Annotated in this window: 44 protein-coding genes; 6 read left to right on the top strand and 38 right to left on the bottom strand. The window is 53.3% G+C overall.

Features of this window, described 5'->3' with window-relative positions:
* The first annotated feature begins 233 nt into the window (after positions 1-233).
* Complete coding sequence (locus ACP39K_RS24265; RefSeq protein ID WP_004929699.1) at positions 234-776, top strand: gamma carbonic anhydrase family protein; 543 nt, start codon at positions 234-236, stop codon at positions 774-776.
* 40 nt (positions 777-816) lie between these two features.
* Here the strand turns inward: ACP39K_RS24265 and aroE are convergent, their stop codons facing one another.
* From aroE to dprA, 5 genes are read right to left on the bottom strand one after another with little or no spacing between them, the layout of a single operon-like run.
* Positions 817-1635 (bottom strand): shikimate dehydrogenase, encoded by an 819-nt coding sequence (aroE, locus tag ACP39K_RS24260; RefSeq protein WP_497008969.1) that lies wholly within the window; start codon positions 1633-1635, stop codon positions 817-819.
* Positions 1636-1646: 11 nt separating this feature from the next.
* The gene (gene tsaC / locus ACP39K_RS24255; RefSeq protein ID WP_016930312.1) at positions 1647-2216 is read right to left on the bottom strand and encodes an L-threonylcarbamoyladenylate synthase type 1 TsaC; all 570 of its coding nucleotides are present in this window, start codon (positions 2214-2216) and stop codon (positions 1647-1649) included.
* 7 nt (positions 2217-2223) lie between these two features.
* Positions 2224-2769, bottom strand: a complete 546-nt coding sequence (locus ACP39K_RS24250) for a DNA topoisomerase family protein (protein ID WP_025304489.1) — start codon at positions 2767-2769, stop codon at positions 2224-2226.
* A 25-nt stretch (positions 2770-2794) separates the two neighbouring features.
* The gene (gene smg, locus ACP39K_RS24245) at positions 2795-3268 is read right to left on the bottom strand and encodes a DUF494 family protein Smg (protein ID WP_025160381.1); all 474 of its coding nucleotides are present in this window, start codon (positions 3266-3268) and stop codon (positions 2795-2797) included.
* Positions 3240-4361, bottom strand: a complete 1122-nt coding sequence (gene dprA / locus ACP39K_RS24240) for a DNA-protecting protein DprA (RefSeq protein ID WP_115116410.1) — start codon at positions 4359-4361, stop codon at positions 3240-3242. Before dprA ends, smg begins: the two co-directional genes overlap by 29 nt.
* Positions 4362-4494: 133 nt before the next feature.
* Here dprA and def point away from each other — a divergent pair, with 133 nt between their 5' ends.
* The 5 genes from def to mscL all read left to right on the top strand — a co-directional run bounded on the left by def (position 4495) and on the right by mscL (position 9314).
* Entirely contained in the window at positions 4495-5004 is a 510-nt protein-coding gene (gene def / locus ACP39K_RS24235; protein WP_028127622.1) for a peptide deformylase, read from the top strand.
* Positions 5005-5021: 17 nt separating this feature from the next.
* On the top strand, positions 5022-5966 hold the full coding sequence (gene fmt / locus ACP39K_RS24230) for a methionyl-tRNA formyltransferase (protein ID WP_028127621.1): 945 nt from the start codon (positions 5022-5024) through the stop codon (positions 5964-5966).
* Positions 5967-6038: 72 nt separating this feature from the next.
* Complete coding sequence (rsmB, locus tag ACP39K_RS24225) at positions 6039-7328, top strand: 16S rRNA (cytosine(967)-C(5))-methyltransferase RsmB (protein ID WP_033639243.1); 1290 nt, start codon at positions 6039-6041, stop codon at positions 7326-7328.
* A gap of 55 nt (positions 7329-7383) precedes the next feature.
* Positions 7384-8760 (top strand): Trk system potassium transporter TrkA, encoded by a 1377-nt coding sequence (trkA, locus tag ACP39K_RS24220; protein WP_004929716.1) that lies wholly within the window; start codon positions 7384-7386, stop codon positions 8758-8760.
* 137 nt (positions 8761-8897) lie between these two features.
* On the top strand, positions 8898-9314 hold the full coding sequence (mscL, locus tag ACP39K_RS24215) for a large-conductance mechanosensitive channel protein MscL (protein ID WP_025304493.1): 417 nt from the start codon (positions 8898-8900) through the stop codon (positions 9312-9314).
* 58 nt (positions 9315-9372) lie between these two features.
* Here the strand turns inward: mscL and ACP39K_RS24210 are convergent, their stop codons facing one another.
* From ACP39K_RS24210 to bfd, 33 genes are all read right to left on the bottom strand, one after another.
* A complete protein-coding gene (locus tag ACP39K_RS24210) occupies positions 9373-9579 on the bottom strand; it encodes an alternative ribosome-rescue factor A (RefSeq protein WP_033639242.1) in 207 nt (68 codons plus the stop codon).
* A gap of 75 nt (positions 9580-9654) precedes the next feature.
* Positions 9655-10086 carry a Zn(2+)-responsive transcriptional regulator gene (gene zntR, locus ACP39K_RS24205; RefSeq protein ID WP_016930321.1) on the bottom strand — a complete coding sequence of 144 codons (432 nt, stop codon included), beginning with the start codon at positions 10084-10086 and terminating at the stop codon, positions 9655-9657.
* Positions 10086-10460, bottom strand: a complete 375-nt coding sequence (locus ACP39K_RS24200; protein ID WP_033639241.1) for a DnaJ family domain-containing protein — start codon at positions 10458-10460, stop codon at positions 10086-10088. Before ACP39K_RS24200 ends, zntR begins: the two co-directional genes overlap by 1 nt.
* A gap of 148 nt (positions 10461-10608) precedes the next feature.
* On the bottom strand, positions 10609-10998 hold the full coding sequence (gene rplQ / locus ACP39K_RS24195) for a 50S ribosomal protein L17 (protein WP_004929726.1): 390 nt from the start codon (positions 10996-10998) through the stop codon (positions 10609-10611).
* A gap of 40 nt (positions 10999-11038) precedes the next feature.
* Entirely contained in the window at positions 11039-12028 is a 990-nt protein-coding gene (locus tag ACP39K_RS24190; RefSeq protein ID WP_002919219.1) for a DNA-directed RNA polymerase subunit alpha, read from the bottom strand.
* A 25-nt stretch (positions 12029-12053) separates the two neighbouring features.
* Positions 12054-12674, bottom strand: a complete 621-nt coding sequence (gene rpsD / locus ACP39K_RS24185) for a 30S ribosomal protein S4 (protein ID WP_004929729.1) — start codon at positions 12672-12674, stop codon at positions 12054-12056.
* A 30-nt stretch (positions 12675-12704) separates the two neighbouring features.
* Entirely contained in the window at positions 12705-13094 is a 390-nt protein-coding gene (gene rpsK, locus ACP39K_RS24180; protein WP_004929731.1) for a 30S ribosomal protein S11, read from the bottom strand.
* Between the two features lie 16 nt (positions 13095-13110).
* Complete coding sequence (rpsM, locus tag ACP39K_RS24175; protein ID WP_004929734.1) at positions 13111-13467, bottom strand: 30S ribosomal protein S13; 357 nt, start codon at positions 13465-13467, stop codon at positions 13111-13113.
* Between the two features lie 148 nt (positions 13468-13615).
* The gene (gene rpmJ, locus ACP39K_RS24170) at positions 13616-13732 is read right to left on the bottom strand and encodes a 50S ribosomal protein L36 (protein WP_002227352.1); all 117 of its coding nucleotides are present in this window, start codon (positions 13730-13732) and stop codon (positions 13616-13618) included.
* Between the two features lie 33 nt (positions 13733-13765).
* On the bottom strand, positions 13766-15097 hold the full coding sequence (secY, locus tag ACP39K_RS24165; RefSeq protein WP_004929740.1) for a preprotein translocase subunit SecY: 1332 nt from the start codon (positions 15095-15097) through the stop codon (positions 13766-13768).
* A 7-nt stretch (positions 15098-15104) separates the two neighbouring features.
* On the bottom strand, positions 15105-15539 hold the full coding sequence (gene rplO / locus ACP39K_RS24160) for a 50S ribosomal protein L15 (RefSeq protein WP_004929742.1): 435 nt from the start codon (positions 15537-15539) through the stop codon (positions 15105-15107).
* Positions 15540-15542: 3 nt separating this feature from the next.
* Complete coding sequence (gene rpmD / locus ACP39K_RS24155) at positions 15543-15722, bottom strand: 50S ribosomal protein L30 (protein WP_048232028.1); 180 nt, start codon at positions 15720-15722, stop codon at positions 15543-15545.
* A gap of 6 nt (positions 15723-15728) precedes the next feature.
* A complete protein-coding gene (gene rpsE / locus ACP39K_RS24150) occupies positions 15729-16229 on the bottom strand; it encodes a 30S ribosomal protein S5 (protein ID WP_004929747.1) in 501 nt (166 codons plus the stop codon).
* Positions 16230-16243: 14 nt separating this feature from the next.
* Entirely contained in the window at positions 16244-16597 is a 354-nt protein-coding gene (rplR, locus tag ACP39K_RS24145) for a 50S ribosomal protein L18 (RefSeq protein WP_004929748.1), read from the bottom strand.
* Positions 16598-16606: 9 nt separating this feature from the next.
* Positions 16607-17140, bottom strand: a complete 534-nt coding sequence (rplF, locus tag ACP39K_RS24140; protein ID WP_004929751.1) for a 50S ribosomal protein L6 — start codon at positions 17138-17140, stop codon at positions 16607-16609.
* A gap of 14 nt (positions 17141-17154) precedes the next feature.
* The gene (gene rpsH, locus ACP39K_RS24135; protein WP_004929753.1) at positions 17155-17547 is read right to left on the bottom strand and encodes a 30S ribosomal protein S8; all 393 of its coding nucleotides are present in this window, start codon (positions 17545-17547) and stop codon (positions 17155-17157) included.
* A 30-nt stretch (positions 17548-17577) separates the two neighbouring features.
* A complete protein-coding gene (gene rpsN / locus ACP39K_RS24130; protein WP_004929754.1) occupies positions 17578-17883 on the bottom strand; it encodes a 30S ribosomal protein S14 in 306 nt (101 codons plus the stop codon).
* Between the two features lie 13 nt (positions 17884-17896).
* Positions 17897-18436, bottom strand: a complete 540-nt coding sequence (gene rplE / locus ACP39K_RS24125; RefSeq protein ID WP_004929756.1) for a 50S ribosomal protein L5 — start codon at positions 18434-18436, stop codon at positions 17897-17899.
* Positions 18437-18450: 14 nt separating this feature from the next.
* Entirely contained in the window at positions 18451-18765 is a 315-nt protein-coding gene (gene rplX, locus ACP39K_RS24120) for a 50S ribosomal protein L24 (RefSeq protein WP_004929758.1), read from the bottom strand.
* A 9-nt stretch (positions 18766-18774) separates the two neighbouring features.
* Positions 18775-19146, bottom strand: coding sequence for a 50S ribosomal protein L14 (rplN, locus tag ACP39K_RS24115; RefSeq protein ID WP_000613954.1), 372 nt, complete (start codon positions 19144-19146; stop codon positions 18775-18777).
* A gap of 172 nt (positions 19147-19318) precedes the next feature.
* The gene (gene rpsQ / locus ACP39K_RS24110) at positions 19319-19573 is read right to left on the bottom strand and encodes a 30S ribosomal protein S17 (protein ID WP_004929760.1); all 255 of its coding nucleotides are present in this window, start codon (positions 19571-19573) and stop codon (positions 19319-19321) included.
* Positions 19574-19765, bottom strand: coding sequence for a 50S ribosomal protein L29 (rpmC, locus tag ACP39K_RS24105; protein WP_004929762.1), 192 nt, complete (start codon positions 19763-19765; stop codon positions 19574-19576).
* Entirely contained in the window at positions 19765-20175 is a 411-nt protein-coding gene (gene rplP / locus ACP39K_RS24100; protein ID WP_004929764.1) for a 50S ribosomal protein L16, read from the bottom strand. The genes rpmC and rplP overlap by 1 nt, the downstream gene beginning before the upstream one ends.
* 12 nt (positions 20176-20187) lie before the next feature.
* Positions 20188-20886 (bottom strand): 30S ribosomal protein S3, encoded by a 699-nt coding sequence (gene rpsC, locus ACP39K_RS24095; RefSeq protein WP_004929766.1) that lies wholly within the window; start codon positions 20884-20886, stop codon positions 20188-20190.
* Between the two features lie 17 nt (positions 20887-20903).
* Positions 20904-21236 (bottom strand): 50S ribosomal protein L22, encoded by a 333-nt coding sequence (gene rplV / locus ACP39K_RS24090; RefSeq protein WP_002223844.1) that lies wholly within the window; start codon positions 21234-21236, stop codon positions 20904-20906.
* A gap of 14 nt (positions 21237-21250) precedes the next feature.
* Positions 21251-21529 (bottom strand): 30S ribosomal protein S19, encoded by a 279-nt coding sequence (gene rpsS / locus ACP39K_RS24085; protein WP_004929772.1) that lies wholly within the window; start codon positions 21527-21529, stop codon positions 21251-21253.
* Positions 21530-21543: 14 nt separating this feature from the next.
* The gene (rplB, locus tag ACP39K_RS24080; RefSeq protein WP_004929775.1) at positions 21544-22368 is read right to left on the bottom strand and encodes a 50S ribosomal protein L2; all 825 of its coding nucleotides are present in this window, start codon (positions 22366-22368) and stop codon (positions 21544-21546) included.
* Positions 22369-22386: 18 nt separating this feature from the next.
* A complete protein-coding gene (rplW, locus tag ACP39K_RS24075; RefSeq protein ID WP_004929776.1) occupies positions 22387-22689 on the bottom strand; it encodes a 50S ribosomal protein L23 in 303 nt (100 codons plus the stop codon).
* Positions 22686-23291 carry a 50S ribosomal protein L4 gene (gene rplD / locus ACP39K_RS24070; RefSeq protein WP_004929779.1) on the bottom strand — a complete coding sequence of 202 codons (606 nt, stop codon included), beginning with the start codon at positions 23289-23291 and terminating at the stop codon, positions 22686-22688. The genes rplW and rplD overlap by 4 nt, the downstream gene beginning before the upstream one ends.
* A gap of 10 nt (positions 23292-23301) precedes the next feature.
* Entirely contained in the window at positions 23302-23931 is a 630-nt protein-coding gene (rplC, locus tag ACP39K_RS24065; protein WP_015379265.1) for a 50S ribosomal protein L3, read from the bottom strand.
* A 32-nt stretch (positions 23932-23963) separates the two neighbouring features.
* Positions 23964-24275: a 30S ribosomal protein S10 gene (gene rpsJ, locus ACP39K_RS24060; protein ID WP_001181005.1), complete on the bottom strand. Its 312-nt coding sequence runs from the start codon at positions 24273-24275 to the stop codon at positions 23964-23966.
* A gap of 378 nt (positions 24276-24653) precedes the next feature.
* Positions 24654-25133 carry a bacterioferritin gene (bfr, locus tag ACP39K_RS24055; protein WP_004929784.1) on the bottom strand — a complete coding sequence of 160 codons (480 nt, stop codon included), beginning with the start codon at positions 25131-25133 and terminating at the stop codon, positions 24654-24656.
* A 73-nt stretch (positions 25134-25206) separates the two neighbouring features.
* Positions 25207-25401: a bacterioferritin-associated ferredoxin gene (bfd, locus tag ACP39K_RS24050; RefSeq protein WP_015379266.1), complete on the bottom strand. Its 195-nt coding sequence runs from the start codon at positions 25399-25401 to the stop codon at positions 25207-25209.
* Positions 25402-25528: the final 127 nt, after the last annotated feature.

The raw sequence follows: 25528 nt of genomic DNA, 5'->3' as shown, positions 1-25528 counted from the left end.
TGTGAAGTGAATCACTTGCGCCGTGTCGATGGAGGCGCATTATAGGGATCCGAGTTTTTTGCACAACCCCTTTTTTGATCTTTTCCTTCCGTTTGCACACTTTTCAGCCCTTCCGGGTGGATCTTGTGCGATCAGGGCCATTTTCCGCAGGATCCTGCGCGGCGACTGGTTGTAATTCCATCGCCAGGGTCTAGTATTGCCGGTAAATATGATCCCGACGTGAGGCAAGCACCATGTCTGATGCAGTACGTTCTTATCTTCAATACACACCCAAACTCGGTCAACGCGTCTTGATCGATCCTTCCAGCGTGGTGATCGGTGATGTCGATCTGGCGGATGACGTCAGCATCTGGCCGTTGGTCGCCATTCGCGGTGACGTCAATGCGGTAAAGATCGGCGCGCGCAGCAATATTCAGGACGGCAGCGTGCTGCATGTGACTCATCGCTCCGAACATAATCCCGACGGTTATCCCCTGCTTATTGGAGAAGACGTGACCGTTGGCCATAAAGCGATGCTGCACGGCTGCGCCATCGGCAACCGGGTGCTGGTCGGTATGGGATCGATCCTGTTGGACGGCGTAGTCGTAGAAGACGATGTGATGATTGGCGCCGGCAGTTTGGTAGCGCCGGGCAAACGCCTGGCCAGCGGCTATCTTTATATGGGTAGCCCAGCACGCCAGGTTCGGCCTTTGACCGCCGCCGAGTTGGAGGGATTGCTTTATTCTTCTAACAACTATGTACGCTGGAAAGATGAATACCTGTCGGAAGACATCTGACGGGCTCCCCGTTCCCTATAAAGAGAACGGGGTAGGGGATTTATGCCGCCAGTTCGCTGCGCAGCTGGCGTAATACCGGTTCGATCTCTGGCATCACTCCGTGCCAAAGCAGGAAAGCATGCGCCGCCTGCCCCACCAACATGCCCAGCCCATCGGCATATTCCGTTGCCCCTTGCTGCTGCGCCCAGGCTAGGAACGGCGTGACGCCCTGCTGATAGAACATGTCATAGCAACGAGTTTGCGCGTTGACTACGCCCGTAGGCAACGCCGGGATCTCTCCACTGATGCCGGATGCCGTCGCATTGATCACCAGATCAAAAGCTTGTTGACCCAATTGATCCATCGGCACCGCCGAGATCTCCCCCAGATGCCGGAAAGCGTCGGCCAACTCTTGGGCCCGGCTGAAGGTGCGGTTGGTGATCGTGAGCCGGCAGCCGAAAGACAGCAGCGGCAGGATCACGCCGCGCGCCGCGCCGCCGGCGCCCACCAGCAGAATGCGATCCTGCGGCCGGATCAATTGCTGACGCTGCAGATCGGTCAGCAAACCGATGCCGTCGGTGTTATCCCCCAATAGGCCACCATTCGTCAACACCTTCAGGGTATTGACCGCCCCGGCCATCGCTGCACGCTCGCTCAGCTCAGAAGCGGCCGAATAAGCTCGCTCCTTGAAAGGCACCGTGACGTTCGCCCCCTGCCCTCCGGCGCGGATAAATTCCTGCAGGCTGATTTCAAAACCGTCCAGCGGCGCCAGCACTGTTCCATAAGGATGCTCTATGTCAGTCTGGGCAGCGAACAGCGCATGAATTCGCGGCGACTTGCTGTGGCCGATAGGGTTGCCAAATACCGCAAACTTCTCCATGCCCATTTCCTCTAGCCCTGACGGATCTGTTCGCCGGTCAGAGCATCTCTGATTTCGGAAGGATTAAGACGACCGCCCACCTTGCCGGCCAATACCGGGAAAGCCTCGCCAAATTGCCGTGTGACCTCATCCGCGCTGCGGCACGGTTCCAGCCCACTGAGATTGGCGCTGGTCGACACCAGCGGCTTGCCGTACTGCCGGCACAGCAACTGCACCAACGGATGATCGCTGACGCGCACCGCCAGTGAACTGAAACGCCCGGTCAACAAACGCGGCGTCTCCGGGCGAGCAGGCAACACCCAGGTTACCGGCCCAGGCCAGCTGGCGAACATCGTCGCGCGCTGCTGTTCGCTGAGCGTACTGTCGTCAATATAAGGCTTAAGCTGCGCATAGTCGGCGGCGATCAGAATCAGCCCCTTTTCCCACGGCCGCTGTTTCAACGCCAGCAGCGCATTGACCGCCTGTTCGCTGTCGGGATCGCAACCCAGGCCGAATACCGCTTCGGTGGGATAGGCAATCACCTGCTGTTGATGCAAAGCATCGATGATAGATAAAAGGTTCGGGCTTAATTCTGAATTCATGATGTGATTATTCTGTAGTCGCAACGGGTTTTCCGCACAGCTTGCTGGCACAGCACAGGACGGGGCCTTTTGCCGTGCGCTTTTCCATCAGCAGCGGATAATGGCAATAGGCGCATTCACCGGCGACGGGTTTAACGTTGAGAGCGAACTGGCATTCCGGGTAACGATCGCAGGAGTGGAAAACCTTGCCGTAACGCGACTTGCGCTGCAACAGTTTGCCTTGGCCGCACTGTGGACAGGTAATGGCGGTTTCATCAGGCTTATCGATCACTTCAGTGTGATCGCACTGCGGATAATCGCTGCAGCCGATAAACATGCCATAGCGCCCCTGGCGCAGCACCAACGTCGCCTGACACTTCGGGCACGGTTGCCCATCCAACACTTTGACGATATGCCCATCGGCCTGCGCTTTCAGCGGGCGAATATATTGGCATTCAGGATACTGGGAACAGCCGAGGAAGGGGCCGTGGCGACCGCTACGGATCACCAGCTCGGCCCCGCATTCCGGACAGGGTTCATTTTGCCTGGCGGCAAAAATCGCGTTTTTTGTCATAACGTCTTCTATGCGCGTTATCGGCTCAATGCAGATAACCTTCGTTCACTTCAAACAACAGTTCTTCCATTTGCTGATAGGCGCTTTCATATCCGGGGATATTAAACAGCACCATCAACACGACCCATTTCAGATCTTCGAGATCGAATTCCGCATTATCCAAAGCCATAACGCGGTCGATAACCATTTCACGGGTTTCGAGGTTCAATACCTGAATCTGTTCCAGGAACAGGAGAAAACCACGGCAGCCGGCGTCCAAACGCGCACCTTCCTCTTCGGTATAGATCCGCATTGCCAGCGGATCGGCATCCATAAAGTAAGGGGCATTTTGACCTTCTTGCAGGTCAGCCAACTTCTCAAGCCAATTCAACGCGTTGTAGATATCATCCCGATGAAACCCCGCCTGAGCGAGATCATCGGTCAGTTGATCCTGATCGACGCGCATCTCTGGTTCATTGTGGATATAAGTTTCAAACAAGTACATGAGTACGTCGAACATGGCTTGCCCTCCTTATTCGGACATAGCCGCCGGGTACAGCTGCGATCCACCCTGCTAACTCCAGTTCGAGTAACTTGATTACCACCACTGGCACAGGTTGGCCGGCACGTTCAGCGACGACGTCAACAGGTGTCACCTCATCTCCTACGTTAGCCAACACATCGGCAAATGGCAATTCAACTTCAGCCTGCGACGCACAAATAGTTGTATTTTCGTTCAGTGACAACCATTGAAGGCCGCTTCCCAGCAATTCGGCGATATCTTTCGGCCCGGTGACCAGATGCGCACCCTGCTGGATTAACCAATGCGTACCCTCACTCATCGGGTTTCCCAATGGCCCAGGCAAGGCGAACACCTCACGCCCCTGCTCCAACGCATAGCGAGCCGTCACCAAGGTACCGCTGCGCAGCGAAGCCTCTATGACCAGAACGCCCAGGCTGAGCCCGCTGATAATACGGTTACGGCGAGGAAAATGGTCGGCCAGAGGCAAGTCGGTGACTAAATGATCTGAAATCACCGCACCGCCCTGCTCGACTATCTGCTCCGCGAGCCGGCGGTGCCGGCGCGGATAGATATTGCCCAGCCCGCTGCCCAACACCGCAATCGTGCAGCCTCCGGCCGCCAGCGCCGCACGATGGCAAATGCCGTCGATGCCGATAGCCAGACCGCTGGTGATGGTGAAGCCGCAACGCGCCAATTCCTCGGCGAAATGGTGAGCCCAACGCTCGCCGTAGTGGCTGAACTGCCGGCTGCCAACCATGGCGAGCTGCGGGTGCGACAACGCCTGAGGATCGCCCTCGATCAGCAAAAATAGCGGCGCATCGTCGATCTGGGCCAGGCGTTCGGGATAACCGGCCGCCCCATAGTTCAGCATACGGTGCGCCGGCAGCTCCAACCAACGCAGGCTGGCCGACAGATAACCGGGATCCAACTGGTTGAACTGCGTCTGCTGCCGTTCGTTCAATCCCAGCTCATGCAGCACGCGGCGAGGCTCGCAACCCATTTGCGATAGCTGCTGCACGATCCGGCTGGCCACGACGGTCTGTAGCCCCGTTACCCCTCGCATCCGTAAAGCGATCTCTTCCGGCCGCATCGTCTGTTCCCTCAGCAAAAACGGTGGTATTACCAATCTGAGCAATTGGTGCACAATGCTGTCAATCAGGTCGGGAAATGTCTAGAATAGAGGTTAAACCTCGTTCATTACTCGGATACAGATCTAAAGATATATGTCAGTCTTGCAGGTATTACATTTCCCAGACGAGCGTCTGCGCAAAGTCGCAGCGCCGGTAAAAGAAGTCAATGCAGATATCCAGCGCATCGTGGATGATATGTTTGAAACCATGTACGCAGAGGAAGGCATTGGCCTGGCTGCGACTCAGGTGGATATCCATCAGCGCATTATCGTGATCGACGTCTCCGAGAATCGCGATCAGCGCCTGGTGTTGATCAACCCGGAGCTGCTGGAAAAAAGCGGTGAAACCGGCATCGAGGAAGGCTGTCTTTCCATTCCCGAGCAGCGTGCGTTAGTGCCGCGCGCCGCGCAGGTGAAGATCCGCGCGCTGGATCGCGACGGCAAACCTTTCGAGCTGGAAGCGGACGACCTGTTGGCGATCTGCATCCAGCACGAGATGGATCACCTGATGGGCAAACTGTTCGTCGATTACCTGTCGCCGCTCAAGCGTCAGCGCATTCGTCAGAAACTGGAAAAAATGGCCAAGCTTCAAGCCCGCGCCTAACCGATCAGGAAATCAACGTGTCTGACTCTTTACGGATTATTTTCGCCGGAACACCAGACTTCGCAGCGCGTCATCTTGACGCGCTGTTGTCATCTGAGCACCAGATTGTCGGCGTTTTTACCCAGCCCGACCGCCCGGCGGGCCGCGGCAACAAGCTGACGCCAAGCCCGGTCAAAGTGCTGGCCGAGCAGCACCAACTGCCGGTATTTCAGCCCAAATCGCTGCGTCCCGAAGAGAACCAGCGCCTGGTGGCCGATCTCAACGCCGACGTGATGGTGGTGGTGGCCTACGGGCTGATCCTGCCGCAGGCGGTGCTGGATATGCCGCGTCTCGGTTGCATCAACGTACATGGCTCGCTGCTGCCTCGTTGGCGCGGCGCGGCGCCGATCCAGCGTTCGCTCTGGGCCGGTGACAGCGAAACCGGCGTGACCATCATGCAGATGGACGTCGGTCTCGATACCGGTGACATGATGCACAAGATTGCTTGCCCGATTGAGAGCAGCGATACCAGCGCCAGTCTCTACGACAAGCTGGCCCAGCTCGGCCCGCAGGGCATGTTGACTACGCTGCGCCAAATGGCAGACGGCAGCGCCACCCGCGAAGTTCAGGACGAAGCGCTGGTCACCTACGCCGAGAAACTGAGCAAAGAAGAAGCCCGCCTGGACTGGACACTGTCCGCCGCCCAGTTGGAGCGCTGCATCCGCGCCTTCAACCCTTGGCCGGTCAGCTACTTCACCATCGACGATCAACCGGTGAAAGTGTGGCAGGCCAGCGTACTGGCGCAAAGCGCCAACGCGGAGCCAGGCACCGTTGTCCATGCCGACAAGCACGGTATCCAGGTGGCGACTGCCGACGGTATCCTCAACCTGATCCAACTGCAGCCCGCCGGCAAGAAACCGATGTCGGCGCAAGACCTTTTAAATTCACGTCGTGAATGGTTTACCCCGGGTAACCGGCTGTAAGTCGCTCCACTGCCCGGCCGTTCATCGCCGGGCCGTTATTTTCTTAATGCCGATCGTTATCAGCTTCAGCCTATGAAAAATAATTACAATCTCCGCAGCATCGCTGCCAAAGCCATCGGCCAGGTGCTGGATCAGGGGCAGTCGCTCAGCACTGTCCTGCCGGCGCTGCAAACCTCCATCAGCGACAAAGATCGCGGATTGCTGCAGGAGCTGTGTTTCGGCACGTTGCGCGTGCTGCCGCAGCTCGAATGGTGCATTCAGCAATTGATGGCCAAGCCGCTGACCGGTAAGCAGCGTACGCTACACTACTTGCTGATGGTCGGCCTGTATCAGTTGCTGTATACCCGCATCCCGGCGCACGCCGTGTTGGCGGAAACCGTGGAAGGCGCGGTGGCGCTGAAACGGCCGCAGTTAAAAGGCCTGATTAACGGCGTCTTGCGGCAATTCCAGCGCCAGCAGGAAGAGCTGCTGCAGCGCGCCTCTAACAATGACAGCCGCTATCTGCACCCGAGCTGGTTGCTGAAACGCATTCAACAAGCTTATCCCGCCAACTGGGAACAGATCGTCGACGCCAATAACCAGAAACCGCCGATGTGGCTGCGCGTCAACCGCCTGCATCACACCCGTGACGCTTATCTGCAGCTGCTGAGCGACGCCGGCATCGCCGCGGAAACTCATTCAGACTATGCCGATGCGGTGCGTTTGCTGGCGCCTTGCGCCGTGACCGATCTGCCAGGGTTCGCCGAAGGCTGGGTCACCGTGCAAGATGCCTCAGCCCAGGGGTGTGTCGATCTATTGGATCCGCAAGACGGCGAACAGATCCTCGACCTGTGCGCCGCACCCGGCGGCAAAACCACGCATATTCTGGAAGCTGCGCCGAAAGCGCACGTCATGGCGGTCGATATCGACGAACAGCGCCTGGCGCGAGTCAAAGAGAACCTGCAGCGTCTGCGTTTGCACGCAGAGGTTAAATTGGGCGATGGCCGCACTCCGCAGCAGTGGTGCGGGGACAAACAGTTCGATCGTATCCTGCTGGACGCGCCTTGTTCCGCCACCGGCGTGATCCGCCGTCACCCCGACATCAAATGGCTGCGCCGCGATCGCGACATCGCCGAACTCGCCGCACTGCAGGCAGAAATTCTGGAAGCCGTCTGGCCGCATCTAAAATCAGGCGGCGTGATGGTTTACGCCACCTGCTCTATCCTACCGGATGAAAACAGCAGCCAGATCGCCGCGTTCTTGCAACGCCACGCCGATGCCAAGCTGGTTGAAACCGGCGATGCGCAGCGGCCAGGGCGGCAGAATATCCCGCATCCCGAGGACGGCGATGGCTTCTTTTACGCTAAGCTGATTAAAATGTAATGCTTCAGGGCGTGCGTGCGCGCCCTAAGTCTTTCAGTGTGAAGCAGAGAACACGATGAAAATAATTATTCTTGGTGCCGGTCAGGTTGGCGGGACGCTGGCGGAAAACCTGGTGGGTGAAAACAACGATATCACCGTCGTCGATACCGATTCCGGCCGCTTGCGCCAACTACAGGATAAATTCGATTTGCGGGTGGTTCAGGGACATGGTTCCCACCCTCGGGTGCTGCGCGAAGCCGGCGCAGAAGACGCCGACATGCTGGTCGCCGTCACCAACTCCGACGAAACCAACATGATCGCCTGCCAGATCGCCTATTCTCTGTTTAACACCCCCAACCGTATCGCCCGTATCCGCGCGCCGGAATATATCCGCGAGTCGGAAAAACTGTTCCTGCCGGAAGCGGTGCCAATCGACCATCTGATTTCGCCGGAGCAGCTGGTCATCGACTATATCTACAAGCTGATTGAATACCCTGGCGCCCTGCAGGTGGTTAACTTCGCCGAAGGCAAGGTCAGCATCGCCGCGGTTAAAGCCTATTACGGCGGCCCGCTGGTCGGCAATGCGCTCTCTTCAATGCGCGAGCACATGCCGCATATCGACACCCGCGTCGCCGCTATTTTCCGCCAGGACAGGCCGATCCGTCCGCAAGGCTCGACCATTATCGAAGCCGGTGATGAAGTGTTCTTCGTCGCCGCCTCACAGCACATCCGCGCGGTGATGAGCGAACTGCAGCGGCTGGAAAAACCGTATAAGCGCATCATGATCGTCGGCGGCGGCAACGTCGGCGCCGGCCTGGCCGCCAAACTGGAAAAAGACTACAACGTCAAACTGATCGAGCGGAATCAGCAACGCGCCGCCGAACTCGCCGAGCAGCTGCACGATACCATCGTGTTCTATGGCGATGCCTCCGATCAGGAACTGCTGGCCGAAGAGCACGTCGAGCAGGTGGATGTTTTCATCGCCATCACCAACGACGATGAGGCCAACATCATGTCCGCCATGCTGGCTAAGCGCATGGGCGCCAAGAAGGTAATGGTGTTGATTCAGCGCCGCGCCTATGTCGACCTGGTGCAGGGCAGCGTGATTGATATCGCCATTTCGCCGCAGCAGGCGACCATCTCCGCCCTGTTGGGGCACGTGCGCAAAGCGGATATCGTCAGCGTTTCGTCGCTGCGCCGCGGCGTGGCGGAAGCGATCGAGGCGATTGCACACGGCGATGAAAGCACATCCAAAGTGGTCGGCCGCATCGTCGAAGATATCAAGTTGCCACCGGGGACGACCATCGGTGCGATCGTGCGTGGCGACGACGTGATCATTGCCAACGGCAACAGCAAAATCGAACAGGGCGATCACGTCATCATGTTTATTACCGACAAGAAATTCGTGCCTGACGTTGAACGCCTGTTCCAACCGAGCCCGTTCTTCTTGTAGAACGAATTTATTTGGCTATGGTCTATAATCGCGTGGTTGTTCTCTGCCTTGGGAGGAGATAAAACTTCTCTCCTTTTGTGGCAAAGGGAAATTGCTTTGTTAAACTTGAGTTATTAATTCTGCAAGGGGTGCGTTCTATGAGTATGTTGAAAGAGTTTCGCGAATTTGCCATGCGTGGCAACGTGGTCGATCTGGCCGTCGGTGTGATTATCGGTGCCGCATTCGGCAAGATTGTTTCGTCCTTCGTGGCTGATATCATCATGCCACCACTGGGCTTACTGATCGGCGGCGTCGACTTTAAACAGTTCCATCTGGTGTTACGCGAAGCTCAGGGCGCCGTACCGGCGGTGGTAATGAACTACGGTTCATTCATCCAAACCGTATTCGACTTCGTGATTGTCGCCTTCGCCATCTTCCTGGCGATTAAATTGATGAACAAAATGCGCCGCAAACAGGAAGAAGCGCCCGCAGCGCCGCCGGCACCTACCGCAGAAGAGAAACTGCTGACGGAAATCCGTGATTTGCTGAGCCAGCAACAGCAGCCAAAACTGTAAGACAGCGTTTGGTTATGCCAATAAAAAGCCACCTGATGAAGGTGGCTTTTTTAATGCCTTAAAACCAGAAGGCCAGTGGTAAATTATCGCTTGATAGTTTACCACTGGCCTCCCAGTTACCGCCTTTGTTGTGTTTTTCTTTACGCCGATAGCTGCCTTTGCCTTTCACATTCTTTTCTACCCGCTGACGGAATAGCGGATCATGCAGCAGCGCCTCAATGGCGTTATCTTGAATCTGACCTTTGGTGTGACGATATTTCGTCATGATAATGCTCCTGTAAAAGGTAGGGTAATAAAACGAGCCGATAATACTGCCGGCAATATAAAAATTAAAGTGCCGTCAGCAACCTTTTTTGCCTTTATCATCGCTGGCACCCTGTTCCAAGGCTTCCAGAATAGAACAATAGTTGCTGGTATGGGCAGTGCCGCAGCAGGCGTCGCTCAAGCGTTTCAACGATTCGCGCATGCGAGTCAGCTCCGCCAACTTGCTTTCCACTTCGCTCAGGCGAGCATCGACGATCGACTTCGACTCCTGGCAGGTATGATGTTCAGGATCAACCCGGATCGACAGCAGTTCGGCGATCGTTTCCAGAGTAAAACCCAACTGTTTGGCATAGCGAATAAAACGCAGCCGCTGCAGATCCTGCTCGGTGTAGAGTCGATAACCGCCCTCTGTGCGGACATTGTGATCCATCATGCCCTGCTTTTCATAGTAACGCACGGTATCCGGCGTCACTTCGGCAAGCTTGGCCAACTGACCTATCTTGAACATTACTTCTCCTCCCGAGTGAATTTACCGTCCAGCGCGCGCTGATATTCGCCATGCAAGAAATCGGTGCTCATCCCAGCCTGACGCAACCGATGTTCCAGCAGTGCCATGCGCTTGCTGAGATCGACATAGTCCGGATGCTCACTATTGATCCCTTGCAGTAAGTGAGCAACGGTCAACGCCTCTTTGCGATCTTCCAGCGCCGGCGGCAGGTAACCGGCATTTTTCAGCAGGCGGTAACCGGCGCGCAGCTCAGCAGGCACCGCGCTGTCATCGTCCAGCGCCAGCGGTTGGCCCTGGCCGGGCAGATTGTCGAACTCGCCTTTATCCTGGGCATCAAGGATATGACGTTCTGCCCATTGGTCGAGCAACCCCATAACAGACAGTCTCAGTGAGCCTATTGAATGAGTCTTAGCATAACGGATAGGGGCGAGGATCTTAAGCACGGCGGGGAAATTGAGCACATTTGGCGGGATTTGGACGTAAAAAAACCGGGCAAGCCCGGTTTTTTTACGCGTCTACAGATTACTCTGCAGTTGCTACTTCTGCTTGAGACTCAGCACGATCAACCAGCTCGATGTATGCCATCGGCGCGTTGTCGCCTGCGCGGAAGCCACACTTCAGAATGCGAGTGTAACCACCGGCACGGCTCGCGAAACGCGGGCCCAGCTCGTTAAACAGTTTTGCCACGATCTCGTTATCACGAGTACGGGCGAATGCCAGACGACGATTAGCTACGCTGTCGGTCTTGGCAAGAGTAATCAGCGGCTCAACAACGCGACGCAGCTCTTTTGCTTTTGGCAGGGTCGTCTTGATGATCTCATGACGAACCAAAGAGCCGGCCATGTTACGGAACATAGCCTGGCGATGGCTGCTGTTACGGTTCAGTTGACGACCACTCTTACGATGGCGCATGACCTTATCCTTCTCAGTAAAACCTTAACCTGTGATCCGGTTACTCGTCAGCAATGCTTGCCGGCGGCCAGTTTTCCAGGCGCATGCCCAGAGACAGACCACGTGAGGCCAGCACGTCTTTAATCTCGGTAAGAGATTTTTTACCCAGGTTTGGCGTTTTCAGCAACTCAACCTCGGTACGCTGTACCAGATCACCGATGTAGTGGATAGCTTCTGCCTTGAGGCAGTTAGCAGAGCGGACAGTCAATTCCAGATCGTCAACAGGGCGCAGCAAGATCGGATCGAATTCCGGTTTCTCTTCTTTAACTTCCGGCTGACGCACATCACGCAGGTCAACGAAAGCTTCAAGTTGTTCAGCCAGAATGGTGGCCGCACGGCGGATCGCCTCTTCAGGATCGATCGTGCCATTGGTCTCCATTTCGATGACCAGCTTATCCAAGTCAGTACGCTGTTCTACACGCGCAGCTTCAACATTGTAGGCGATACGCTCTACAGGGCTGTAGCAGGCGTCAACCAACAGACGACCGATTGGGCGCTCATCTTCTTCCGAATGAATTCGGGCAGAAGCCGGCACATAACCGCGACCGCGCTGAACTTTGATACGCATGCTGATAGCCGCGTTCTCATCAGTCAGGTGGCAAATCACGTGCTGAGGCTTGACGATTTCGACATCACCATCATGGGTGATGTCGGCAGCGGTCACAGGGCCAATGCCAGATTTATTCAGGGTAAGAATAACTTCGTCTTTGCCTTGAACTCTCACCGCCAGCCCTTTCAGGTTGAGCAGGATCTCCAGGATATCTTCCTGTACGCCTTCTTTGGTGCTGTACTCATGCAGTACACCATCAATCTCAACCTCGGTCACCGCGCAACCCGGCATAGATGAAAGCAGAATACGGCGCAGTGCGTTGCCAAGAGTATGGCCAAAGCCACGCTCTAAAGGCTCAAGGGTCACCTTGGCGTGCGTCGAACTGACTTGCTCGATATCTACCAGGCGCGGTTTTAGAAACTCTGTCACAGAACCCTGCATTGTGTCCTCTCTTTGGTACTAAGCTTTACTTGGAGTAAAGCTCGACGATCAGGTGTTCGTTAATGTCCGCAGACAGATCGGTACGTTCAGGCATACGCTTGAACACGCCTTCCATCTTAGCAGCATCAACTTCCAGCCAAGTCGGCTTTTCACGCTGCTCAGCCAGCTCCAGAGAAGCTTTAACACGAGACTGCTTTTTAGCTTTCTCGCGGATGCTGACTACGTCATTCGGAGATACCTGATAAGAAGCGATGTTAACAACGCGACCGTTTACCATAACTGCTTTGTGGCTAACCAGCTGACGTGACTCTGCACGAGTAGCGCCGAAGCCCATACGGTAAACAACGTTGTCCAGACGACCTTCCAGCAGCTGCAACAGGTTTTCACCGGTGTTGCCCTTCAGGCGGGTTGCTTCTTTGTAATAGTTGCGGAATTGACGCTCCAGAATGCCGTACATACGACGAACTTTCTGCTTCTCACGCAACTGAACACCGTAATCAGACAGACGCGGTTTACGCGCACCGTGCTGACCAGGTGCTTGTTCAATTTTACACTTGGAATCGATCGCGCGAACGCCAGACTTAAGGAACAGGTCTGTGCCCTCACGACGGCTCAGCTTGAGCTTAGGACCCAAATATCTTGCCATTTTCTTTCTCCAACAATCCTAAAAGCTGCGTTACACGCGGCGCTTTTTCGGCGGACGACAACCGTTATGAGGGATCGGAGTCACATCAGTAATGTTAGTGATGCGGAAACCAGCCGCGTTCAGAGCGCGGATAGTAGACTCACGACCAGGACCAGGTCCTTTAACCATAACTTCCAGGTTCTTGATACCGTATTCTTTCACTGCGTCAGCACAACGTTCTGCTGCAACCTGTGCTGCGAACGGAGTGGACTTACGAGAACCACGGAAACCGGAACCACCGGCTGTTGCCCAACCCAAAGCATTACCCTGACGATCAGTGATGGTAACGATGGTGTTGTTGAAAGAAGCATGGATATGAGCCACGCCGTCAGAGACTTGCTTTCTTACACGCTTACGTGTACGAACAGGTGCCTTTGCCATTATTCAATAACCCCGATTATTTCTTGATCGGCTTGCGCGGACCCTTACGGGTACGAGCGTTGGTCTTGGTGCGCTGACCGCGTACCGGCAGACCACGACGATGACGCAAACCACGATAGCAACCAAGGTCCATAAGACGCTTGATGCTCAGGGTAATTTCACGACGCAAATCACCCTCAACGGTGTATTTGGCAACTGCATCACGAAGCTTTTCGATTTGCTCTTCAGACAGCTCACTGATCTTAACATTTTCAGCAATACCCGTGGATGCACAGATAGCCTGTGAACGGGTTTTACCGATACCGAAGATCGACGTTAAGGCGATAACGGTATGTTTATGATCAGGAATGTTAATGCCTGCTATACGGGCCACTATGCACTCCTACTATTTTATACAGCAACACCATTCTGAAAAGCCCGTTTTCAGGATACTCAAATAATGTTGCAGTGCGACATACAAAAGATTGGCTGGCTAATCTAGCCAGCTCAACCCAACTTTGCAAGAAAAATATGCGAGATAATCAGCCTTGACGCTGTTTATGCTTCGGCTCGGCGCTGCAAATCACACGAACGACACCGTTACGCTTAACGATTTTGCAGTTACGACATAATTTCTTGACGGAAGCACGAACTTTCATTTTTACTCTCCGTAACTTCTCAAACGAATCTGACTAGCGGTTATAGCCTTTCAGATTTGCTTTCTTCAATGCAGACTCGTACTGACTTGACATCATCAGAGTTTGCACTTGAGCCATAAAGTCCATGATGACGACAACCACGATCAGTAGCGAGGTACCACCAAAGTAGAATGGTACTTTCATTGCATCACGCATGAACTCCGGGATCAGGCAGATGAAAGTAATGTACATCGCGCCCACCAGGGTTAAACGCGTCATTACTTTATCGATATACTTCGCCGTTTGCTCTCCCGGACGAATTCCTGGTACGAAGGCACCGGACTTCTTCAGGTTATCTGCTGTCTCACGCGGGTTGAAGACCAACGCCGTGTAGAAGAAACAGAAGAAGATGATTGCAGACGCATAGAGTAACACATAAAGCGGTTGCCCTGGCTGCAAATACAGCGAAATCGTAGTCAGCCAGTTCCAACCGGTACCGCCCCCAAACCATGATGCAATCGTGGCCGGGAACAGAATAATGCTGGAAGCGAAAATCGCCGGGATAACACCCGCCATGTTCACTTTCAACGGTAAGTGTGTACTCTGTGCTGCATAAACACGACGACCTTGTTGACGCTTCGCATAGTTAACGACGATACGACGTTGACCACGCTCGATGAAAACAACGAAGAAGGTTACTGCAAACACCAATACTGCAACCAACAGCAGCAGGAGGAAGTGCAGGTCGCCTTGCCGCGCTTGCTCGATAGTATGGGCCACTGCCGGCGGGAGCCCCGCTACAATACCCGCGAAGATAATGATCGAGATACCGTTGCCGATACCGCGCTCAGTAATCTGCTCACCCAGCCACATCAGGAACATTGTCCCGGTTACCAGGCTCACAACCGCAGTAAAGTAGAATGCAAAGCCTGGGTTTAACACCAGGCCCTGCATACCAGGCATATTCGGCAGACCGGTAGCAATACCGATCGACTGGAATATGGCCAATACCAGCGTACCGTAGCGGGTGTACTGGCTAATCTTGCGACGGCCAGCCTCCCCTTCTTTCTTGATTTCCGCCAACGCTGGATGAACCACCGTCAGCAGCTGGATAATGATCGACGCCGAGATATACGGCATGATCCCCAGAGCAAAGATAGAAGCACGGCTGAGGGCACCACCAGAGAACATGTTAAACATTTCAATGATAGTGCCTCTCTGCTGCTCAAGCAATTTGGCAAGCACAGTGGCATCGATACCAGGAATCGGAATGAAAGAGCCGATGCGGAAGACAATCAGCGCGCCGATGACAAACAAAAGTCTGCGCTTCAGCTCGCCGAGCCCGCCTTTAGCACTTTGAAAATCTAATCCTGGTTGCTTAGCCATCTGCTACTTATTCCTCAATTTTACCGCCAGCAGCCTCGATAGCAGCACGAGCGCCTTTGGTGACACGCAGACCACGCAGGGTTACCGGACGAGCGACTTCGCCAGAAAGTACAACTTTCGCGAATTCGATCTGGACACCAACTACGTTAGCGGCTTTCAGCGCGTTCAGGTCGATAACATCGCCTTCAACCAGAGCCAGTTCAGACAGACGAACTTCTGCCGTGATCATCGCTTTGCGTGAAGTGAAGCCGAATTTCGGCAGACGACGGTACAGAGGCATCTGACCACCTTCGAAACCACGACGTACGCCACCGCCAGAACGAGACTTCTGACCTTTGTGACCACGGCCGCCGGTTTTACCCAGGCCAGAACCAATACCACGACCTACACGCTTAGGCGCATGCTTGGCACCTTCAGCCGGAGACAGAGTATTTAAACGCATCTGTTACTCCTCAACTTTAACCATGTAGGAAACCAGGTTGACCATACCGCGAACAGCAGGAGTATCCTCGCGCTCTACGGTGTGACCAATACGACGCAGACCCAGACCGAGCAGAGTAGCTTTATGCTTCGGCAGACGGCCAATTGAGCTGCGAGTTTGTGTAACTTTAATAGTCTTAGCCATGGTCAATTACCCCAGAATGTCGGCAACGGATTTACCACGCTTAGCAGCGACCATTTCAGGAGACTTCATATTCGCCAGAGCGTCGATAGTTGCACGAACCACGTTGATCGGGTTGGTGGAACCATAAGCTTTAGCCAATACGTTGTGCACCCCAGCAACTTCGAGAACGGCGCGCATTGCACCGCCCGCGATGATACCGGTACCTTCATGAGCAGGCTGCATGAACACGCGAGAACCCGTGTGAGCGCCCTTAACAGGGTGCTGCAGGGTGCCGCTGTTCAGCGCGACGTTCATCATGTTGCGACGGGCTTTTTCCATCGCTTTCTGGATCGCTGCTGGAACTTCGCGTGCTTTGCCGTAGCCAAAACCAACGCGACCGTTACCATCACCAACTACAGTCAGTGCGGTAAAGCTGAAAATACGGCCACCTTTTACGGTTTTAGATACGCGGTTTACCGCGATCAGCTTTTCCTGCAGTTCGCCAGCTTGTTTTTCGATGTGAGCCATCTTAAACCTCTTCCTTAGAACTGAAGGCCAGCTTCACGGGCAGCATCTGCCAGTGCCTGGACTCGACCATGATATTGGAAACCGGAACGGTCAAAGGATACTTTCGCAATCCCTTTTTCCAACGCGCGCTCAGCCAGAGCTTTACCTACGGCTGCTGCTGCGTCTTTGTTACCGGAATACTTCAGTTGCTCCGCGATAGCTTTTTCTAAAGTAGAAGCGGCTACCAGTACTTCAGAACCGTTTGGAGCAATCACCTGTGCGTAAATGTGACGCGGGGTACGATGTACCACCAGGCGGGTTGCACCCAGCTCTTGGAGCTTGCGGCGTGCGCGGGTCGCACGACGGATACGAGCAGATTTCTTATCCATAGTGTTACCTTACTTCTTCTTAGCCTCTTTGGTACGCACGACTTCGTCGGCGTAACGAACACCCTTGCCTTTGTAAGGCTCAGGACGACGGTAAGCGCGCAGATCTGCTGCTACCTGGCCAATTACCTGCTTATCAGCGCCTTTCAGCACGATTTCAGTTTGGCTTGGGCATTCAGCAGTGATACCTGCCGGCAGCTGGTGATCGATAGGGTGAGAGAAGCCCAGGGCCAAATTCACCACGTTGCCTTTAACGGCAGCACGATAACCAACACCTACCAGTTGAAGCTTCTTGGTGAAGCCTTCGGTAACACCAACAACCATTGCGTTCAGCAGAGCGCGCGTGGTACCCGCTTGGGCCCATGCGTTAGCAAAACCTTCGCGCGGAGCGAAAGTCAGTGCGTTAGCTTCTTGCTTCACTTCAACGGCGTCGTGGATAGTACGAGTCAACTCGCCGTTTTTACCCTTAATCGAAATAACCTGACCGTTGAGTTTTACCTCTACGCCGGCAGGAATGACGACGGGTGCTTTTGCAACACGAGACATTCTTTCCTCCCGAATTAAGCTACGTAGCAGATAATCTCGCCACCCAGACCAGCCTGGCGAGCTGCACGATCGGTCATAACACCTTTAGAGGTAGAAACAACAGCGATACCCAAACCGGCCATAACTTTTGGCAGCTCATCTTTTTTCTTGTAGATGCGCAGACCTGGACGGCTGATACGTTGAATGCTTTCTACCACAGCTTTGCCCTGGAAGTACTTCAGTACCAGTTCCAGAACAGGCTTGGCGTCGCCTTCGATTTTGAAATCTTCAATAAAACCTTCTTCCTTCAGCACGTTGGCAATTGCCACTTTCAGCTTGGAGGAAGGCATGGTGACCGCAACTTTGTTCGCGGCTTGACCGTTACGGATACGGGTCAGCATATCCGCGATCGGATCTTGCATGCTCATCTGTCTTTACTCCCGTGATTCAATTGGTAATTACCAGCTAGCCTTTTTCAAGCCTGGTACTTCACCGCGCATAGCGGCTTCACGAAGCTTAATACGGCTCAACCCGAATTTGCCCACATAACCATGTGGACGGCCAGTTTGGCGGCAGCGTTTACGCTGACGAGACGGGCTGGAATCACGCGGCAGAGTTTGCAGCTTGAGAACGGCATTCCAACGATCTTCATCGGATGCGTTCACATCAGAGATAATAGCTTTCAGTTCAGCGCGTTTTGCAAAGAACTTGTCAGCTAATTTCACGCGCTTGACTTCGCGTGCTTTCATTGATTGCTTAGCCATCAGTAACCCTGCCTTACTTGCGGAACGGGAAGTTAAAAGCAGCCAGCAGCGCGCGGCCTTCATCATCAGATTTCGCAGTAGTGGTAATGGTAATATCCAAACCACGAACGCGATCGACTTTGTCGTAGTCGATTTCTGGGAAGATGATTTGCTCACGCACGCCCATGCTGTAGTTGCCACGGCCATCGAATGACTTGGCGGACAGGCCACGGAAGTCACGGATACGTGGAACAGCAATGGAGATCAGACGCTCAAAGAACTCCCACATGCGTTCGCCACGCAGAGTTACTTTACAGCCGATCGGATAGCCCTGACGGATTTTGAAGCCTGCAACAGATTTGCGGGCTTTGGTGATCAACGGTTTTTGACCGGAGATGGCTGCCAGGTCCGCTGCGGCGTTATCCAGCAGTTTCTTGTCAGCAATCGCTTCACCAACACCCATGTTCAGGGTGATCTTCTCGACCCGAGGGACTTGCATGACAGAGTTGTAATCAAACTGAGACATCAGTTGTTTGACTACCTCGTCTTTGTAGTAATCATGCAGTTTCGCCATCGTATTACTCCAAATTACTTGATAGTTTCGCTGTTAGACTTGAAGAAACGGACTTTTTTGCCGTCTTCGAATCTAAAGCCTACACGGTCAGCCTTGCCGGTAGCCGCGTTGAAGATAGCAATGTTAGAAACCTGAATTGCAGCTTCTTTTTCAACAATGCCGCCTGGTTGGTTCAGAGCCGGAACCGGCTTCTGGTGTTTCTTAACCAGGTTGATGCCTTCAACAATGACCTTGCCAGCAGACAGGACATTTTTTACTTTACCGCGCTTACCTTTGTCTTTCCCGGTAATCACGATAACTTCGTCATCACGACGGATCTTCGCTGCCATGTTCGCTCCTTAGAGTACTTCTGGTGCCAGAGAGATAATTTTCATGAACTTCTCATTACGCAGTTCACGAGTTACCGGCCCAAAAATACGCGTACCGATTGGCTGCTCGCTGTTATTGTTCAAAATAACGCATGCATTGCCATCGAAGCGAATGACAGAACCGTCCGGGCGACGTACACCCTTCTTGGTGCGCACCACTACCGCCTTCAGAACATCGCCTTTCTTCACCTTACCGCGAGGAATTGCTTCCTTGATGGTAATTTTGATGATGTCGCCGACGCCTGCGTAGCGACGGTGCGAGCCACCTAGAACCTTGATACACATTACGCGACGTGCACCGGAGTTGTCGGCGACGTTCAGCATAGTCTGTTCTTGGATCATTTTAGTGCTCCGCTAATGTCAACTACTACTTTAAAGACCCAAGTAAAAATTAGGCCGTTGAAAAGCCCCATAACCGAGGGCGCAGCATTATAACACCGCTTACTTGGTATGGGTAGAAAAAATAAACGGCTCATTTTCTGAGCCGTTTATTAAGTGAGAGCCAGCTACTCTATTACAGAATCGCTTTCTCTACAACGCGAACCAACGTCCAGGACTTGGTCTTGGACAGTGGGCGGCATTCGCGGATTTCCACCACGTCGCCGGTACCACATTCGTTGTTCTCGTCATGTACGTGCAGCTTGGTCGTACGTTTGATGAATTTCCCGTAGATCGGGTGCTTCACAGTACGCTCGATAGCAACAACGATGGATTTCTCCATTTTATCGCTAACAACACGACCCTGCAGGGTACGGATAACTTCAGTCATTTACACACCCGCCTTTTGAGTCAGTAAAGTCTTAACGCGTGCGACGTCACGACGCACTTGTTTCAACAGGTGAGTTTGTTGCAGCTGGCCACTGGCCGCCTGCATGCGCAAGTTGAATTGCTCACGCAGCAGGTTGAGCAGCTCGGCATTCAGCTCTTCAACGCTTTTTTCACGCAGCTCTTGTGCTTTCATTACATCACCGTCTTAGTTACAAAGGTGGTTTTGATCGGCAGTTTCGCTGCTGCCAGTTTGAATGCCTCGCGGGCAACCTCTTCTGGCACGCCGTCCATTTCGTACAGGACCTTACCAGGCTGGATCAGGGCAACCCAATACTCCACGTTACCCTTACCTTTACCCATACGCACTTCCAGCGGCTTCTCGGTGATCGGTTTGTCCGGGAATACACGGATCCAGATCTTGCCTTGACGCTTAACTGCACGAGTCATTGCACGACGAGCTGCTTCGATTTGACGAGCAGTCAGACGGCCACGGCCAACAGCTTTCAGACCGAAAGTGCCGAAGCTAACATCCGTACCTTGCGCCAGACCACGGTTGCGGCCCTTGTGCACCTTACGGAATTTTGTACGCTTTGGTTGTAACATCAGCGACTCTCCTTACTTGCGGCCTTTACGCTGCTGCTTTTTAGGTTGAGCAGCCGGTTCCGGTTGTTCAACTGCAGCCATACCACCCAGGATCTCACCTTTGAAGATCCATACCTTAACGCCGATTACACCATAAGTGGTGTGCGCTTCAGATGTGTTGTAGTCGATGTCCGCACGCAGAGTGTGCAATGGAACACGACCTTCGCGGTACCATTCGGTACGTGCGATTTCGGCGCCGCCAAGACGGCCGCTTACTTCAACTTTGATACCTTTAGCGCCAAGACGCATTGCGTTCTGTACTGCACGCTTCATAGCACGACGGAACATAACGCGACGTTCCAGCTGAGAAGTGATGCTGTCAGCAACCAATTTAGCGTCGAGTTCCGGTTTACGGACTTCGGCGATGTTGATCTGTGCAGGAACGCCAGCGATGTCCGCTACGACCTTGCGCAGTTTTTCGACGTCTTCACCTTTCTTGCCGATAACGATGCCTGGGCGAGCAGTGTGAATGGTCACACGGATGCTCTTCGCAGGACGCTCGATAACGATGCGAGAAACGGAAGCTTTCGACAGTTCCTTAGTCAGGAATTGACGAACTTTAAAGTCGCTGTCCAGGTTGTCAGCGAATTCTTTGGTATTCGCATACCAAGTAGAGTTCCAAGGTTTGACAATACCCAGGCGAATACCATTAGGATGTACTTTCTGACCCATTGCTAGTCTCCAGAGTCTCAGCGATCGGACACAACCACAGTAATGTGGCTGGTGCGCTTCAGGATGCGATCTGCACGACCTTTTGCACGCGGCATAATGCGCTTCATGCTTGGGCCTTCGTCTACGAAGATTTTCGTAACTTTCAGATCATCGATGTCAGCGCCATCGTTGTGTTCTGCGTTAGCAATGGCAGACTCCAGCACTTTCTTAACCAGACCAGCAGCTTTCTTGTTGGTGTAGGTCAGAGTTTCCAGAGCTTGCGACACTTTCTTACCGCGAATCAGGTCAGCAACAAGGCGAACCTTCTGAGCAGAAGAACGAGCGTGGCGATGTTTAGCGATAGTTTCCATCTCTTCCTCCTACCTTAGCGCTTTTTAGCTTTTTTATCAGCCGCATGGCCGCGATAAGTACGAGTCGGCGCGAATTCACCCAGTTTGTGACCGACCATTTCATCGGAAACGAACACTGGTACGTGCTGACGACCATTATGGACAGCGATGGTCAAACCGATCATGTTAGGAAAGATCGTTGAACGACGGGACCAAGTGCGCAAAGGCTTCTTGTCACCGCTTTCCACCGCTTTCTCTACCTTCTTCAGCAAGTGCAGGTCAATAAAAGGACCTTTCTTGAGAGAACGTGGCATGGCTTATCCTCTAATTATTTTTTGCTACGGCGACGTACGATGAACTTATCAGTACGCTTGTTGCTACGGGTCTTCTTACCTTTGGTCTGAACGCCCCACGGAGTTACCGGGTGCTTACCAAAGTTACGACCTTCACCACCACCGTGCGGGTGATCTACCGGGTTCATCGCCGTACCGCGAACGGTAGGACGAACACCACGCCAACGTGCAGCACCTGCTTTACCCAGAACGCGAAGCATGTGTTCAGCGTTACCGACTTCACCCAGGGTGGCGCGGCAATCAGCTGGAACTTTACGCATTTCGCCGGAGCGCAGACGCAGAGTTACGTAGGAACCATCACGAGCAACGATCTGAACGTAGGCACCAGCGGAGCGAGCCATCTGGCCGCCTTTACCTGGTTTCATTTCTACGTTGTGAACCGTTGAACCAACTGGAATGTTGCGCATCGGCAGGGTGTTACCCGCTTTGATTGCAGCATCAACGCCAGATTGAATCTGGTCACCAGCTTTCAGGCCTTTCGGCGCCAGGATGTAACGGCGTTCGCCGTCTTTGTACAGAACCAGCGCGATGTTCGCGGAACGGTTCGGATCGTACTCCAGACGCTCAACCACAGCAGGGATACCGTCTTTGTTGCGCTTGAAGTCAACCAGACGATAATGTTGCTTGTGGCCACCACCGATATGACGGGTGGTGATACGGCCATTGTTGTTACGACCACCGCTTTTGCTCAGTTTTTCCAGCAGCGGGGCATAAGGTTTACCCTTGTGCAGCTCAGGGTTAACCACTTTAACAACGTGGCGACGACCCGGAGATGTAGGTTTACATTTAACAATTGCCATTGTTCTTACTCCTCCGACTTACTCTGCGCCGCCGATGAAGTCCAGATTCTGGCCTTCTTTCAGGGTGACGTAAGCTTTTTTCCAGTCGCTACGACGACCAACACGCTGACCGTGACGCTTCACTTTCCCTTTAACTACCAGGGTGTTCACGTCTTTGACTTCGACTTCAAACAGTTTCTGCACTGCAGCTTTGATTTCTGCTTTGGTCGCGTCTTTGGCAACTTTGAGAACGATGGTGTTGCTTTTTTCCATCGCAGCGGATGCTTTTTCAGATACGTGCGGTGCACGCAGCACTTTCAGCAAACGTTCTTCACGGATCATGCCAGCATCTCCTCAACTTGCTTCACAGCATCAGCAGTCATAACCACTTTGTCGAAGGCGATCAGGCTAACCGGATCGATACCTGCTACATCGCGCACGTCAACCTTGTACAGGTTGCGAGCTGCCAGGAACAGATTCTCATCCAGTTCACCGGTCACGATCAGCACGTCTTCCAGAGCCATATCTTTCAGTTTCTGTGCCAGCAGCTTAGTTTTAGGCGCTTCTACAGAGAACTTCTCGACAACGATCAGACGATCTTGACGTACCAGTTCGGACAGGATGCTTTTCAGCGCGCCGCGGTACATCTTTTTGTTTACTTTCTGACTGTGGTCCTGTGGCTTAGCAGCAAAGGTCACGCCGCCTGAACGCCAGATCGGGCTCTTTACAGAACCTGAACGCGCACGGCCGGTGCCTTTCTGACGCCATGGCTTTTTGCCGGAACCAGTTACTTCAGCACGGGTCTTCTGAGCACGAGTACCTTGACGGGCACCTGCTGCATAAGCAACAACAACCTGGTGTACCAGCGCTTCGTTGAAATCACGACCGAAGGTAGTTTCGGAAACAGTCAGCGCGCTTTGCGCGTCTTTCAATACTAATTCCATTGCTATCCCCTTACGCCTTCACAGCTGGTTTAACGATCAGGTTGCCACCGGTTGCGCCCGGTACAGCACCCTTAACCAGCAGCAGGTTGCGCTCAGCGTCAACACGTACTACGTCCAGGCTTTGAACGGTTACGCGCTCATCACCCAGGTGGCCAGCCATTTTCTTGCCTTTGAACACTTTGCCCGGAGTCTGGTTCTGACCGATAGAACCCGGAACGCGGTGAGACAAGGAGTTACCGTGGGTAGCGTCTTGGGTACGGAAGTTCCAGCGCTTAACAGTGCCAGCAAAACCTTTACCTTTAGAAGTACCGGTAACATCGACTTTTTTAACGTCAGCGAAGATTTCTACGCTAATTTCCTGACCTGCAGCGAATTCTTGACCTTCTTCCAGGCGGAATTCCCACAGACCACGGCCAGCTTCAACGCCAGCTTTAGCGAAATGGCCCGCTTCCGGCTTGGTTACACGGTTAGCTTTTTTGCTACCAGTGGTAACCTGAACGGCACGGTAACCGTCGGTGTCCAGGCTTTTAACCTGAGTCACGCGGTTCGCTTCAATTTCAATTACGGTTACTGGGATAGAAACGCCATCTTCAGTGAAGATACGGGTCATACCCACTTTTTTACCGACTAAACCAATCATTGTTTCAACCTCTCAATCGCTCAATGACCTGATTAACCCAGGCTGATCTGCACGTCTACACCGGCAGCCAGATCCAGACGCATCAGAGCATCAACGGTTTTCTCGGTTGGCTCAACGATGTCAACCAGACGCTTGTGAGTGCGAATCTCGTACTGATCGCGCGCGTCTTTGTTGACGTGCGGAGAAATCAGAACGGTAAAGCGCTCTTTGCGAGTTGGCAGCGGGATCGGACCACGGACTTGCGCACCAGTGCGCTTTGCAGTCTCGACGATTTCCGCGGTTGATTGATCGATCAGACGATGATCAAACGCTTTCAGGCGGATACGGATTCTTTGGTTCTGCATGAGACCAGAGCTCCAATTATTTATAAACGTAAATAATTACTCCTCACACCCATTTCGATTGATGGGGGAGTGTAATCGTCAACATATAACCCCCATATCGGGAGTATTGTTCGAAAGGCAAAAAAGGCCTGCCAATCGACTGATTCGCTAAAATCAGGCTTACCAAGATTAGGTAAGCCCGCGCATTATACGCAAAATGGCCCAGGAAGCAAGCCGCAGTTGGAAATATGCTCAGGAAATCGTCATTTTTGCGCTTTCAGCGACGGTCACGGGATGAAGGCGGCGATCAAGGTATGAATTATGCTTGGCGGGCAGCTCCCCTGCCCCACCGTAAAAACGGTCGCCGGCAGGAGAGGCGATGACGAACGGAAGGCAGGCTTACTCTTTGCGCTCTAAAATCTGGGCCTGGGCATAGTTTTGAATGCCGAGGCGAGCGATCAGATCCAGCTCGGTTTCCAGCCAGTCGATATGCTCTTCTTCATCGGCCAGAATGTCGATCATCAAATCACGGCTGACATAATCGTGAATCGAGTCGGCGTAGGCGATACCTTCGCGCAGGTTCTTGGCGCCCGCCAATTCCAGCGCCAGATCGGAACGCAGCATCTCTTCAATGTCTTCGCCGATGTTCAACTTGCCGAGGTCTTGCAGATTCGGTATCCCTTCCAGGAACAGGATACGCTCGATGTAGCGATCGGCATGTTTCATTTCGTCGATCGACTCGTGATATTCCTTGTCGTTGAGGCGCATTAAGCCCCAATTCTTGAACATGCGGGCGTGCAGGAAATATTGATTGATGGCAACCAGCTCGTTGCCGAGCAGTTTGTTGAGGTGAGCAATGATCTTTTTATCGCCTTTCATAGGTAACTCCTCCTGGCCAGTTCTAAAAGTGTAGAACTTGTAAGCCAAGAGTCAAAAATAACCTTACCCTTTGTTAGGCAACTTCATGCATTGGGATGATAGTTCCGCGTTCCTCCACCATAATCTGTCTTGCCTGACGAATGCACTTTCCACAATCGGTACCAATCGGCACAAGTTCACGCAGTTGCTTCATGGTATGGGGGTTGTGCTGACGCACCGCATTACGGATCGCTTTGTCAGTCACCGCATTACACAGACATACATACATAGAGAGACTCACTTCTTAACCAATGCATTGAGTCTAAATAGGAATGGTTTTTATTTCAATTAAGATTTGTACAAATTGCATAAAAAAAGGGCACCTAAGTGCCCTTTTTTGTGTCGAAAAATTATTC

The sequence above is a fragment of the Serratia sp. EC4 genome, from assembly GCF_059652115.1.
The sequence above is the reverse complement of the archived record's forward strand: the minus strand, read 5'-3'. Positions and strand labels throughout refer to the sequence as shown.